Here is a 12,855-nt window from a genome sequence, read left to right on the forward strand (position 1 = left end):
CCCGACCAACCCACACGGTGTTGCACTAGCAAACTGAATCCGCCGGCGCGACGAGCCGCAGATGTGGCCATTTGCACCCGTGGTGGGCGGCCTAGAGTGGAGACCATGAAGAAGGTCAGGATCCACCACTTCGCCGAGATGAAGGCGCGCGGCGAGAAAATCACCATGCTCACCGCCTACGACTACGCGACCGCGAAGGCCTTCGACGCCGCGGGCGTGGACATGCTCCTGGTGGGCGACTCGATGGGCGACAACGTCCTCGGCATGGACTCCACCGTGCCGCTCGAGCTCGACGAGATGATTCCGTTCGCCCGTGCGGTCGCGCGCGGCGCCGACCGCGCCTTCGTGGTCGCCGACCTCCCGTTCGGCACCTACGAGGTCTCCGCCGAGCAGGCCGTCGCGTCCTCGATTCGCATGATGAAACTCTCCGGCGCGCAGGCCATCAAATTCGAGGGCGGCCGGCGCATCGCCGCGCAGGTCAAGGCCGTGACCGATGCCGGCATCCCCTTTTGCGGCCATCTGGGCTTCACGCCGCAGTCCGAGAATGCCCTCGGCGGCCACCGCGTCCAGGGCCGCGGCGAGCAGGGGCTGCAGGACCTCATCGCCGACGCCCTCGCCCTGCAGGAGGCCGGCGCGTTCGCCGTCGTCCTCGAGATGGTCGTCGACGGTGCCGCGCGCGCCGTCACCGAGGCACTCGACATCCCCACGATCGGCATCGGCGCCGGCTCCGGCACGGACGGCCAGGTGCTCGTGTGGCTCGACGCCCTCGGCGTGGGCGACTGGCATCCGAAGTTCTCGCGCCAGTTCGCGGCGGTGGGCCAGGCCATGACCGACGGCGCCGCACGCTACGTCGCGGCCGTCAAGGGCGAGGAATTTCCCGCCGCCGAGCACACGTTCGACTCGTAGTCCCCGACCACGCTGATCGCGCACCGACGCGCGACCGACAAGGAGGAATCATGCCCACTCTCGCCATCATCGGAGCCGGCCCCGGGCTCGGCGCCGCCGTCGCTCGCCGCTTTGGCCGCGAGGGCTTCTCCGTCGCCCTCATCGCCCGCGACGAGGCCAAGCTGGACGAGCTGGTCGCCGAGCTGGGCCGCGACGGCGTCCAGGCCCGTCCGTATCTGGCCGATGTGCGTAATGGCCGTCAGCTCGAGGCCGCGTTGGCTGCGGCAGCGCAGGAGCTCGGCCCCATCACCGCGCTGCAATACAGCCCCCTGCCGTCGCGCGACTACCTCAAGCCGGTGCTCGACACGGATCCCGCACTTGCCCTTGAGGCGCTGCGGTTTTCCGCACTAGGCCTCATGCACGCCGCTCGTGCGGTGTTGCCGGCCATGCGCGAGGCCGGCGACGGCTCGATCATCCTGATCAACGGCGGCACCTCGGTGAAGTCGCGCGCGGGCTTCGCGGGCACGTCGATCGCGTTCCCCGCCGAGACCGCCTACGGCGAGATGCTGCACGAGGCGCTCACCGACGAGGGCATACGCGTGCGCCAGCTGGTCATCCCCGGCGCGATCCCCAAGCTGCAGCTCGACAACGGTATCGACGACGTCGCGGAGCGCATCTGGCAGCTGCACGCCGTGCCCGGCGAGTTCCGCGACATGCTCATCCCGCTCGAGGACGGGCGCGAGTAGAGCGTTCAGGCGTCCAGGCGGCCTGGGCGTCCGCCGGGTGCTCCCTGCGAGCCACTCAATGCCCGCTTCTTCGCGAAACCGAGCACTCAATGCCTCGCAGGGCGCTCGCCAGTCGCGCTACGACCCCTCGCGCCACTCTTTGTCGTCCTCGTCCCAATCCTTGGTGCGCTGCGCGGCCTTCTCGAGCGCCTGCTCGGCCTCCGCGCGGGTGGGATAGGGGCCCATCAGGTTCTCCCATGAGCTGCGCTTGCCCTCTTCGACCTCGCGCGTCTTCGTGTTGAACCAGAACTCGGTTTCGCTTGTCATGTCTGCTGCCTCCATGAATAGACTGCCAGGCATGAGCCCCGTGCGCGAGAACATCAGCAAGGGCGTCGTGTCGCCGTGGAGGGATGTCCCCAAGGACATTGCCCGCCCCGAGTACGTGGGCCGCAAGCGCGCCGCGTCATGGGACGGCGGCGACGTGCACTCCCCCGAGACCATCGAGAAGATCCGCATCTCCGCCAAGATCGCCGCGCAGGCGCTCGCGGAAGTTGGCCGCCACGTGCAGCCGGGCGTGACCACTGACGAGCTGGACCGCATCGGACACGAGTTTGTCCTCGACCACGGCGCCTACCCGTCGACCCTCGGATATCCGGGCGCCGCCGGGCGCCCTCCGTTCCCGAAGGCCCTCTGCACGTCCGTGAACGAGGTCATCTGTCACGGCATCCCCGACTCGACCGTCGTCCAGGAGGGCGACATCGTGAAGGTCGACATTACGGCCTTCAAGAACGGTGTCCATGGCGACAACTGCGGATCGTTCATTGCCGGCGAGGGATCGTCGGAGGCGCACCAGCTCGTGGAGGTGACCCACGAGGCAATGATGCGCGGCATCAAGGCTGCCCGCGTGGGCCGCGAGGTCAACGTCATCGGCCGGGTCATCGAGAAGTACGCGGCCCGGTTTGGTTACGAGTCCGTACGCAACTACACCGGTCACGGGGTGGGGCCCGCCTTCCACACGGGCCTCGTCATACCCCACTACGACGCCGCGCCCTACCACGACGACGTCATTGAGCCCGGCATGGTTTTTACCGTCGAGCCGATGCTGTGCATGGGGTCGGAGGAGTCCGACGAGTGGGACGACGGCTGGACTGTCGTCACCAACGACGGCTCGTGGGTGGCTCAGTTTGAACACACGATCGTCATCACCGAGGAAGGCCCGGAGGTCCTGACACTGCCATGAGCAAGCACATCGCACTCGGCGTCGACATCGGCGGCACCGGCATCAAGGCCGCCCCCGTCAATCTCAAGACCGGGGAGTTCACCCAGGAGCGCTACCGCGTGCCGACCCCGGACCCTGCGACCCCAGAGGCCGTGGCAAAGACCGTCGCCAAGTGCATCGCGCGCTTCGAACCCGGGCGCAAGACCGCGGTGGGCGTGGCGTTCCCCGGTGTGGTGCAGGACGGCGTCGTCAAGACCGCCGCCAACGTCGACGAATCGTGGATCGGCACCGATCTTCGCCAGATCATTCGTGACTACTCCGGTCACGATGTGTACGTGCTCAACGACGCGGACGCCGCGGGCTTCGGCGAGCACCACTTCGGCGCCGCGCACGGCCGCGACGGATCCGTGTTGATGACGACGCTCGGCACCGGCATCGGCACTGCGTTGATCGTGAACGGCACTCTCGTGCCCAATCTCGAGATGGGCCACATCCTGATCGACGGCGAGGATGCCGAGATCATGGCGGCAGAGTCCGCCCGTGATCGTTTTGGCCTGGACTGGGAGGGCTGGACCGCGAATCTCCAGAAGTACTACTCGGAGATGGAGCGGCTGCTGTGGCCCGACCTCATCATCGTCGGTGGCGGCGTATCAAAGTCGCACCACATGTTCCTGCCGCACCTCAAGCTACGCTCCCCCATCGTCCCCGCCGAGCTGCGCAACGGCGCCGGCATCGTGGGCGCTGCGGCGTTCGCCCATGAGGCGTTCCAGCGCGACCAGGAGAGGAAGAAGGCCGCCGACAAGGCGGAAAAGAAGGCGGAGCAGAAGAAGGCCGAGAAGGCCAACGACTAAACGCAGCGACGGGTCTTAGTCGACGCGCCCCTCGTCCGTACCGCCCTTGCGGGCGGCGCGCCACCTGCGGCCCTGGCCCGGCAGGGGTCGGACGGGACCCACGGTGCGCCGCGGCACGGGCTGACCCGCGCCAGTACGTGCGAGATGCGGAGCCCTCGGCGTGACGGCAACCATGCCGGGCACCATTGCGGTCAGCGCCACGAGCATGTACCACCCGCCCTCGACGAGGAGGCGCGACTCCGACAGGGCTTGCACCCCGAGCGCCGCGATCAGCAGCGCCCATGCGACCGGTATCCACGACGAGTGACGTTCGCCGCGCTGCACCACGCGCCATGACCGGAAGAACACCGATCCCACGAGCACCACAAGCAAGATCAGCCCGACGACGCCCAACTGCAGCCATGAGTCGAGGAACGCGTTGTGCGCGTGAGTCGCGCGTTCGGTGGTCTGGTCAACGATGCTGGCGTACGGGTCTGACCACACGGGCCAGTACCCCACGAATCCCCAGCCTTCGACCCGGTCACTCGCGACCGAGATCACGCGCTCCCAGATCTCGGTGCGGTTGGTGAGGTCGGAGTCGCGGTCGAGCATGGCGAGCACGGCGTCCTTGTACCGGTACGACATCCATCCCACGACCGCGGCTGTACCCAGCAGGTACAGCGATACCGTGGTGCGGGCGTGGGTGTCGGCGTGGCGGACGACCACGGCGACGCCGAAGAGGACCGCGACCACCAGCGCCATCACGGCCACCGTCGCCGACTGGGTGAGGAGCAGCACGGCCGCCGAGACGGCGAGGGTAATGAAGGCGTTACGTCGGCTCACCCGGCGCTCGAGGTACAGCATCAGCGCGAGGATGGCGGTGAGCAAGGCGATGGCGGCGAACGGGTTGCGATTGCCCACGAAGCCCTGGATGGGGCCGCCCTCAAGCAGGTGGTTCTCCGACCACATGAACGGTGAGGTCTTCTCGGTGAGCCCCGCCAGTCCCGTGAGATCGGACACCAGGGGCCGTACCTCGTCGCGGATGAAGGCCGCCACGATCAGTTCGAACGACACACCCAACAGCAGTGACCACTGCAGGCCGCGGTAGAGCAGTTCGAGGAAGCGCGAGGTACCGAAGTTTTGGACCGTCACGATCGCGACATAGGTCGTGGCGACCGTGACCAGTGCCGCGAGCGCCGTGACCGCGGGAGTGACCGACCAGATCACGCTCAGCCCGGTCAGCGCGACAAACGCGAGCACCACGACGGAGAGCTTGACGCGGGCGGCCGAGGTACGAAAAGCAATCGCGACGGCGGTGACGGTCACTACGGCAAGCACCGAGTACAGCGCCATGCCGAGGAGGTAGCGGAAGCCTTGACCGGACACGAGAAAGACCACGGACCACACGGCGACGGCCTCGCGACCGTGCGTGGACGCGAGCCAGCGCAGGGCTCTCTCGCGGGCCGTAGCCGTCTCCATCTCGCGTCCTCCTCTAGGCATCTCACCACGGGTGTCTGGCGGTCAGCGCAGGCGACATTGGACGCGCGATCACCAGGCGGCAGCACGGCCCGCCCTGGTGAGACCTTTCTCGCAGTGTAGCCGGGCGAGCCTGAGAGCGCGCGGGAGCACGCGGTAGACACCGTCACACCTGTCTCGTCAACGCACGGCAAGCGGCAGATGTTTCCCGGCGAGTCGTGCGCCGTCGCGTGACATTTGTGTCGTTTTCATGGCATCATGAATCCGATGCGTGAATGGCGCGCCGCTTCCCCCCCGATGCGTGCAGCGCCTCGATGGCATCCGACCCCGGTGTCGCTAGCCCCCCTTGCGACGCCGGGGTCGTCTCATGTCTACGGCCGGTCAGGCGATCGCCCCTCTAGAGTGCCGCTATGAGTTTCGCCGCCAGCCCCAGGTTGAGCCACGCCCTCGCACGACTCGAGCCGCTGTCTCCTGCCCACACCGAGGATTTAGCCGCTGCCGTGGCCGTCGAAGACCTGTGGCGCACCTGGGTGACGTCAGTGCCGTCTCCCGACGACATGCGTGACGAGATCGACCGGCGCGTGGCGCTTCAGACGGCGGGCTCGATCGCCGCCTGGGCCATCATCGACCCCCGCCGCGACCGCGCCGTGGGGATGACCACCTATCTCAACCTCGACGAGGACAACCGGCGGCTCGAGATTGGATCGACGTGGATCGGGCGGGAGGCACAAGGCACCGGGGTCAATCCCGCCGCGAAGGTGCTGCTCCTCACCCGCGCGTTCGAGGATCTGGGATGCCATGCCGTCGAGTTCCGCACTCATTGGCACAATCATCAGTCGCGCGCCGCCATCGCGCGGCTGGGAGCCAAGCAGGATGGCGTGCTGCGCGCCCACAAGGTGATGCCGGACGGCACGCTGCGTGACACCGTGGTGTTCTCGATCATCGCTCCCGAGTGGCCCGCCGCGCGCGCGGCCCTCAGCGCGCGACTCAGCCGCTACCTGTAGCGGACCCGGTCACTCGACCCCGCCGACCTCCTCGCCGGGTTCAAAGTTGCCCTCGGCGACGTCCTCCCAGAACTGCGGAAGCTCCTCCTCGGTCAGCAGCACGGTCGAGCCGACGCCGTCGACGCTGTAGCCCAGCGACGTGATGGGCGGCGTACCCGTCACGGCCTCGCCGCCCAGCCCCGCGCGCAGGTCGAGGGCGATGGACGCGAGGCCGAGGAAGCTCGTGCCCTCATCCACACGGAAGGCGCCCAGCGTGGCGCTGGTCACCGGGAGGAGCTTCGTGGGGTTCAGGAGCGTGGCGGGGTTCAGGATCTCCTCCGCGACGGCAGCGACCACCTGGCGCTGGCGCTCGGCACGGCCGATGTCGCCGAGCGGGTCCGAGTACCGCATGCGCGAGAAGGCCAGCGCCGTCTCGCCGTCGGCGACGTGGCAGCCGGCCTCCCACTCGAGCCCCGACTTCTCGTCGCTGACGTCCTCGTCGTAGCACAGCTCCACACCGCCGACCGCGTTCACCATGTCCTCGACACCGGTGAGCCCGATCTCCATGTAGTGGTCCATCGTGAGGCCCGTCAGGTCCTCGACGGTCTCGACGAGTAGTTGCGGGCCGCCAAAAGCGAACGCCGCGTTGATCTTGTTCGAGTTGTAGCCCGGGATCGCCACGTACGAGTCGCGCGGGATCGAGATCAGCGCGACCGGCCCCGACTCGGGCTTGTGCAGCACCATGATGGTGTCCGTGCGCGCGCCCTCCGTGCCGTCGTCGCCGTCCCACCCTTCGCGGGAGTCCGACCCCACGATCAGGGTGGTGGTCCCCGGCGTGTTCTGCGCACCCGAGAGCGCATCCACGTGGTTGATCTGTCCATTGACCCAGATCGCGAACACAAGCACGAGGCCCACCAGAATCGCGAGCAGGATCCACGCCCACCGGCAACACCGGTGCTTGCGTCGAGGCTTGGACGGCAGACCGCCGGCGGCCGATGCCGTGGCCGGCTGGCCGTCGCCGCCGTACGCTCCGTAGGACTGACCGGAGTGAGGCTGCTGCGGGCGCTGTTGCGGGTACGGCGCGGGCTGCTGAGGTGAGGGCTGGTGCGCAGTCGCCATGGCACGCGTGGGATCCACGGGAGGCTCCACCGCGCTGCGGGAACGGCGATCCGGGGAGACGGGTATACGTGTCGACACGCGCTGGGGCCGCGGCGGCACCGAGGGTGGCATCGGACGGCTCGTGCTGCGCGGCGTCTCTCGCTCGTCGTCGTGGGTCACGTCCCTGAGGGTACCCGCCCCTCGCTCACAGGTCGGGGAGGCGGCGGCGACGACGTGACCACGTGTGCCTGGGACCGTCGACCCCTCGCCTCGGGTCACGGGGCGTGCCAGGGTAGTCCCATGGCCGACTCGTCCAGCCTCTTTCCAGGCGCGCAGTTCATCTCGACCGTGCTCGAAACCCTGGAAAAGAAGACCACCATGAGCGGGAGTCTTGCCCGCGTGTACCTCATGCGTGCCGCCATGGCAGGAGCAATCATCGGCATCATGTACCTCACCGAGTTCGCGGTGTTTGCCGCCTTCGGCCACGGAGAACTCGAGGGAATCGGGCACCTCGTCGGCGCCGCCACGTTCGGCTTCGCGCTTGTGTTCATCTACTTCAGCAAGTCCGAGCTGCTCACCTCGAACATGATGATCGTGTCCATCGGGCGCTATTACAAGGCGGTCAGTTTCCTCCGGGGCCTGCGCCTGCTCGCCCTGTGCTACGCCGGCAACTTCCTGGGCGGCCTGGTGATCGCGCTGGCGGTCGCGGCGTCGACGCTGGGCGCGGGTGACGTCGGTGAGTCGATCTCCACCACGGTCGACACCAAGCTCGCGTATGTCGCCGACGGCGCCGCGGGGTGGTCGGACCTGTTCGTGCGCGCGATCTTGTGCAACCTGATGATCAACCTCGGCATGCTGATGATCTACAACGGCATGATCAAGAACGACCTGATGAAGGCCGTCGCGATGATCTCCACGGTGTTCGTGTTCGCCTTCGTCGGCTTCGAACACTCCGTTGCCAACACGGTGTTGTTCACCATCGCCGCGTTCCAGGGGGGCCTCGACTGGGGCCTCGCGCTGGGCAACCTCGCCATCGTGCTGGTCGGCAATCTGGTCGGCGGCGGCCTGCTCATCGGCTGGTATTACGCCTACGCCAACGACGACCGTCGCCACCTCAGCCGTCGCGCACGCGGCTCGGCCTAGGGCCGATACCCAGCCACGGCATCGGCCGCTCTGTTAGGCCCTCTTGATCTTCTCGATGGCCTTGCCCTTGGCGAGCTCGTCGACGATCTTGTCGAGGTAGCGCACCTTCTGGACGAGCTGGTCCTCGATGTCCTCGACCCGGTAGCCGCAGATCACCCCGGTGATGAGCCCGGCGTTCGGGTGGAGCGTGGCCGCGTCAAAGAACTCGGGAAACGTCGACTCGTCCGCCGCGTAGGCGTCGATCTGCGCCTTGTCGAAGCCCGTCAGCCAGCTGATGACCTCGTCAAGCTCCGCCTGGGTGCGCCCCTTGCGCTCGACCTTCTGGATGTACATCGGATAGATCGAGGAGAAGGTCATCGAGTACATGCGCTGGCTCATGGGATCAGCGTAACCGGGGACAAGTCAGGCGATCGGACCCTGGGTGAGGGTCGCCGTCGCGCTGTGCTGCTGGCCTGCCGCGTCCGTCCACGAGACATCGACGCTGTCCCCCGGCTCCCTGGTAGTGAGCGCCGCCGTCAGGTCGTCGGCACCGGTGATGTCCGCACCGTCGAGAGCGGTGATGGTGGCGCCGCGCTCCAGCCCGATGGCCGCAGCCGGCGTGTCCGCGTAGACGCCTAGCACCGTGGCGCCACCCGTCGCGGTCTGACCGTACTGCGCCGTAGCGCCGATGGCGACGCCCAGCATGGCGGGGTAGCCGATCGTGACGGTGCCGGACTCGTCCCCCGCCTGGATCTGAGCGGCGATGGCGAGGGCCTCGTCGATGGGTACCGCATAGGCGATGGTGGTCGCCAATCCGCTCGAGGCCGCGGTCGTCATCCCGACCACCTCGCCCTCGTCGTCGAGCAGGGCTCCGCCGGAGTCACCGCCGACGACATCGGCCTCGAACTCGATCATGGAGTCGAGGGTCTCCCCCGCCACCGCGTACTCGGACGAGGTGGTGACGGACGCGTCGAGGTCGGTGATCGCGCCGTCGGCCGCCATCAGGACGCCGCCGCCCTCGGCGTTGCCGACCGCGGTGACCACCTCGCCCACGCTGGCGTCGTCGTCGTCGATCGTGACGGTGCTCAGCCCGCTCGCGTCATCGAGTTGCAGGAGCGCCACGTCCTCGGTCGCGTCGGTGCCGACCAGGTTCGCCGTGTACGTCTCCCCGGTGGAGCCCACGGTGACGGTGATGTCGGTCGCGCCCTCGACGACGTGATTGTTGGTCAGGATCAGTCCGTCGCTGGTGAGGACCATGCCTGTGCCCGCCGCCTCGGCTGCTTCATAGCCCAGGACGGTGTCGATCATCACGAGCCCGGTGGCCTCGGCGTCGCTTGCGGCCGTCGCCTCGGCCTGCGTCGACGCGACGCCCGTCCAGGTCTGCGCGTCGCCGGGCACGGCGGTGACGCCCTGCTGTCCTTGTGCCAGCCACGCCTGGTACCACTCCTGGTAGAGCTCCTCCCAGTCGGGGCTCGCCTGGTCGCGACCGGCGACCCGGGCCGCAGCCGAGGTGGATCCCTGCGCGGAAGCGACACCCGCAGCGTGAGCCGCCGCGGCATCGGCCGGCGTTTGTCTGGGCGCCCGCACGATCACGCCGGTGGCGACCGCGCCGACGGCCAAGGCCGCGACCGCCGATGCCGCGAGGGCCTTCCGGGCGCGCCCGCGACGCCGTGGTGCGGGTGAGGTGGTGGGTCGGTCGTCGACGTGGTCGTCCATGGCATCCTCCTGGCTGGTGTCCTGGTCTCTAGTTCAGGACGCCCAGCCGGGAGGCGGCAGGGAGAATGCTCAGAAGTGGCTCAGAGTGGTGGCCTCGTCCGCTTGGAGGGCGTCGACCAGCAGGCCGACAAGGGCCTCCATCTGGACGTCGACCTGGCTGGTCACCTCGTCCTCCGCGGCGCCGTCCAGGGCTCGCGCGGCAAGTCCAGACTTGCTGTCGATGAGTTCGGCGATGCGCGAGTCGATGGTCTGAGCGGCAAGAATGCGCCACGCCGTGACCGGCTCGGATTGGCCGATGCGGTGGATGCGGTCGATCGCCTGCGTCTGTTCCGCATCGGTCCAGGACAGCTCCGCGAGGACCAGGTTGGAGGCGACCTGAAGGTTCACGCCCACGCCCGCCGACATCAGCGAGCAGACGATGACGGAGACCTCGGGGTCCTCGGTGAACGCCTTGATGCTCGCCTCTCGCGCCTTGGCGCTCTGGTCGCCGCGCAGCGTCACGAACCGGATGCCACGCTCGGTGAAGACCTGCTGTGCCTCGTCCATGACGTCGATGTGCTTGGCGAAGAACACCACCTTGCCCGCGTGGTGCACCAATTGGGCCGTGTAGTCCGCGGCGAGAGACGCCTTCGCCTGGCCAATGCGCCGCACCATCGAGAACACGTTCTCGCCGAGCTTCTTGTCGCTCGAGTCCTTGAGTTCCGCGGCCGCGATGCGCCGCGCGAGATCGAGGTCGATGCCGTCGGTGAGGTCTGTGTGAGTGCCGGTCGACTCGGGTCGGGCCGCGAGCGCGCGGCGGTATTGCTCGACCATACGCGCAGCGAGGGCGGTCTCGGCGGCGCGAATGGAGCGCCCCTCCGGGCCGTCGAGTTCGACCGCGAGGTCGGCGACGCGGCGCGCAGGAATGTCCGCCGCCACGTCGACCTTTCGGCGGCGCACGATGCCCTGGGACACCACCGCGGCGCGGGCCGCCGCGTAGAAGCCGCGGTCCGTGGGGATCAGCCCCGTCTCTTCGAGCGCGTTGATAAGCGAGCCCAGCGGCTTGTCCGCGTCGATCCACCCGAGGAACTCCCAGATGGCACGGAAGTCGTCGACATCGTTGATGAGCGGTGTGCCGGTGAGGGCCATGAGGAGGGGGCGGGGGGTGCGCTTGCGGATGCGGTCGGCCAGGCCAAGGACGTGCTGGGAACGCTGCGAGGTCTTGTTCTTGATGAAGTGCGCCTCGTCGACCACCATGCCGCGGAAGCCGTGGTCGGCAAACCAGCCGACGTGACGGTCGAGCACCGCATAGTTGACGATGATGACGTCGGCGAAGGCGTCGACCTCGTCACCGTCGCCGTGGACGACCGTGGCCGTGCGGTGCGGGGTCCACAGCGAGACCTCGCGCGCCCAGTTCATCTTGACGACGTTGGGGGCGACCACGAGCAGGGGGTACGCGTCGGCTGCCTCGGCCGCCATGAGCGCCTGCGCTGTCTTGCCCAGGCCGGGCTCGTCGGCCAACAGGAATGTGCGGTGACCGGCCGCGGCCGCGGCAACGAGCTGTTCCTGGTGCGGCATGAGGGCGCGGCCACCCGGTGCGCGCAGCGGCGCGGGCAGGGTGTCGCCGTCGGGAAGTTCCATACAGGCGCGCGCACCCGGTGCGTCGCGCTCGAATGCATGGAACAGGGGGTCGAGCAGTTCCCAGCCGGCGAGCCGGCGCGGACGTGCCTGGGCGCGTTCGCGCGCGGCGGTGAAATCGGGCGCGAGGAAGGGGTTGGCGAGCTGGCGTGACAGCGCCGACTGCGGCATGACCTGCTTCGACGTGTCGGCCTTGGGTGCGGACGCCTCCCGTGCCACGGGCTCGTCGGACGCCTCGCGGCCCGCCTTGGCGAGCAGGTTCTCCTTGTATTCGCGAGCCGTCGAGCTCACCCGGGTGTCCTCGGCCAACAAAATGAGCAGCGAGGTGTCGCGCACGGCGACCTTCGCGAGGATGGTCGCGAGGCCGTCCAAGCGCTTGATGGCCTGCTCCCGCTGTGCCGGCGTCAGGGTGGCGTCGGCGTTGACCGCGGCGCGCTCCTCACGGATCAGCAGCGCTGCCACCTGAAACTTGGTGCGCAGGGAGGCGCGGGTGGGCGGGCGCTGGACGGCGCGGTCGATCTCGCGCGCAACGCTCGCGAGGACCTCGAGCAGATCCTTCGGTGTCGCGGGTCCGGTGGACCGGCCTCGCGTCGTTGTACGCCGACTGCCGGCGCCCCCGCGCGCTCGGCCGGACCGGCGCTGCTGCTCGGGTCGTGCCATCTCGCCTCCTCGACGATGTCTTCACCTGTCCGGGCGTCCACCGTGGGTCCGCCCGGGGTGCGGATGAGTTGGCCGGTACGCCGGGTTCTGTCGGGTGCGCGCGTTACCGCCTCGCACCGGGCGACCATCCATCTAGGCCCTGGATTGCTCCAGGGCTCCAGCGACCTACCCGAGAGCATCGGGCGGGCAGCCCTCAAGCGCTCTCTGTCTGGCCTTGCTCCGGGTGGGGTTTACCATGCCGCTTCCGTCGCCGGTCGCGCGGTGAGCTCTTACCTCACCCTTTCACCCTTACCTCCGGCCGAGGCCGAAGGCGGTCTACTCTCTGTGGCACTGTCCCGCGGGTCACCCCGGGTGGCCGTTAGCCATCACCCTGCCCTGCGGAGCCCGGACGTTCCTCGGAACCCTGACGGGTCACGCGGCCGCCTGGCCAACTCATCCGCGCACCCACCTTACCGCGACTGCCCTGCTGTGGGCAGCATTGACGTGCGCACCTGTGCGGCATGGGGCTCACCCACACAGCGCCT

12 protein-coding genes and 1 other RNA gene are annotated in these 12,855 nt (G+C 68.5%); 6 read left to right on the top strand and 7 right to left on the bottom strand.

Annotated features, from left to right (window positions below; all coding sequences use genetic code 11):
* Positions 1-105 precede the first annotated feature (105 nt).
* Together panB and B7K24_RS12145 are read left to right on the top strand one after the other, a co-directional pair.
* A complete protein-coding gene (gene panB / locus B7K24_RS12140) occupies positions 106-906 on the top strand; it encodes a 3-methyl-2-oxobutanoate hydroxymethyltransferase (protein ID WP_084130608.1) in 801 nt (266 codons plus the stop codon).
* A gap of 50 nt (positions 907-956) precedes the next feature.
* Positions 957-1,631 carry an SDR family NAD(P)-dependent oxidoreductase gene (locus B7K24_RS12145; RefSeq protein ID WP_084130609.1) on the top strand — a complete coding sequence of 225 codons (675 nt, stop codon included), beginning with the start codon at positions 957-959 and terminating at the stop codon, positions 1,629-1,631.
* A gap of 117 nt (positions 1,632-1,748) precedes the next feature.
* Here the strand turns inward: B7K24_RS12145 and B7K24_RS12150 are convergent, their stop codons facing one another.
* On the bottom strand, positions 1,749-1,937 hold the full coding sequence (locus B7K24_RS12150) for a hypothetical protein (protein ID WP_084130610.1): 189 nt from the start codon (positions 1,935-1,937) through the stop codon (positions 1,749-1,751).
* A gap of 31 nt (positions 1,938-1,968) precedes the next feature.
* Between B7K24_RS12150 and map the strand changes: the two genes are divergently transcribed.
* Both map and ppgK read left to right on the top strand, forming a co-directional pair.
* On the top strand, positions 1,969-2,850 hold the full coding sequence (gene map, locus B7K24_RS12155; protein WP_144268299.1) for a type I methionyl aminopeptidase: 882 nt from the start codon (positions 1,969-1,971) through the stop codon (positions 2,848-2,850).
* Entirely contained in the window at positions 2,847-3,680 is an 834-nt protein-coding gene (ppgK, locus tag B7K24_RS12160) for a polyphosphate--glucose phosphotransferase (RefSeq protein ID WP_084130611.1), read from the top strand. The genes map and ppgK overlap by 4 nt, the downstream gene beginning before the upstream one ends.
* Positions 3,681-3,695: 15 nt before the next feature.
* Here the strand turns inward: ppgK and B7K24_RS12165 are convergent, their stop codons facing one another.
* Positions 3,696-5,138, bottom strand: coding sequence for an O-antigen ligase (locus B7K24_RS12165; RefSeq protein WP_159449242.1), 1,443 nt, complete (start codon positions 5,136-5,138; stop codon positions 3,696-3,698).
* 407 nt (positions 5,139-5,545) lie between these two features.
* Between B7K24_RS12165 and B7K24_RS12170 the strand changes: the two genes are divergently transcribed.
* Positions 5,546-6,139: a GNAT family N-acetyltransferase gene (locus B7K24_RS12170; RefSeq protein WP_084130613.1), complete on the top strand. Its 594-nt coding sequence runs from the start codon at positions 5,546-5,548 to the stop codon at positions 6,137-6,139.
* A gap of 9 nt (positions 6,140-6,148) precedes the next feature.
* On the opposite strand, the gene B7K24_RS12175 is transcribed toward B7K24_RS12170, so the two are convergent.
* On the bottom strand, positions 6,149-7,255 hold the full coding sequence (locus B7K24_RS12175) for an LCP family protein (protein ID WP_234986702.1): 1,107 nt from the start codon (positions 7,253-7,255) through the stop codon (positions 6,149-6,151).
* A gap of 261 nt (positions 7,256-7,516) precedes the next feature.
* On the opposite strand from B7K24_RS12175, the gene B7K24_RS12180 reads away from it, so the two are divergent.
* Positions 7,517-8,359 carry a formate/nitrite transporter family protein gene (locus B7K24_RS12180; protein WP_084130614.1) on the top strand — a complete coding sequence of 281 codons (843 nt, stop codon included), beginning with the start codon at positions 7,517-7,519 and terminating at the stop codon, positions 8,357-8,359.
* A gap of 33 nt (positions 8,360-8,392) precedes the next feature.
* On the opposite strand, the gene B7K24_RS12185 is transcribed toward B7K24_RS12180, so the two are convergent.
* The 4 genes from B7K24_RS12185 to rnpB form a co-directional block, all read right to left on the bottom strand.
* Positions 8,393-8,737, bottom strand: a complete 345-nt coding sequence (locus tag B7K24_RS12185) for a DUF2200 domain-containing protein (RefSeq protein WP_084130615.1) — start codon at positions 8,735-8,737, stop codon at positions 8,393-8,395.
* A 24-nt stretch (positions 8,738-8,761) separates the two neighbouring features.
* The gene (locus B7K24_RS12190; RefSeq protein ID WP_084130616.1) at positions 8,762-10,054 is read right to left on the bottom strand and encodes a S1C family serine protease; all 1,293 of its coding nucleotides are present in this window, start codon (positions 10,052-10,054) and stop codon (positions 8,762-8,764) included.
* Between the two features lie 69 nt (positions 10,055-10,123).
* The gene (locus tag B7K24_RS12195) at positions 10,124-12,331 is read right to left on the bottom strand and encodes a DEAD/DEAH box helicase (protein WP_084130617.1); all 2,208 of its coding nucleotides are present in this window, start codon (positions 12,329-12,331) and stop codon (positions 10,124-10,126) included.
* 60 nt (positions 12,332-12,391) lie between these two features.
* Positions 12,392-12,766: RNase P RNA component class A (gene rnpB, locus B7K24_RS12200), an RNA gene on the bottom strand.
* Positions 12,767-12,855 lie beyond the last annotated feature (89 nt).

Source organism: Demequina sp. NBRC 110055, from assembly GCF_002090135.1.
In the GTDB taxonomy this organism is placed as follows: Bacteria; Actinomycetota; Actinomycetes; order Actinomycetales; family Demequinaceae; genus Demequina.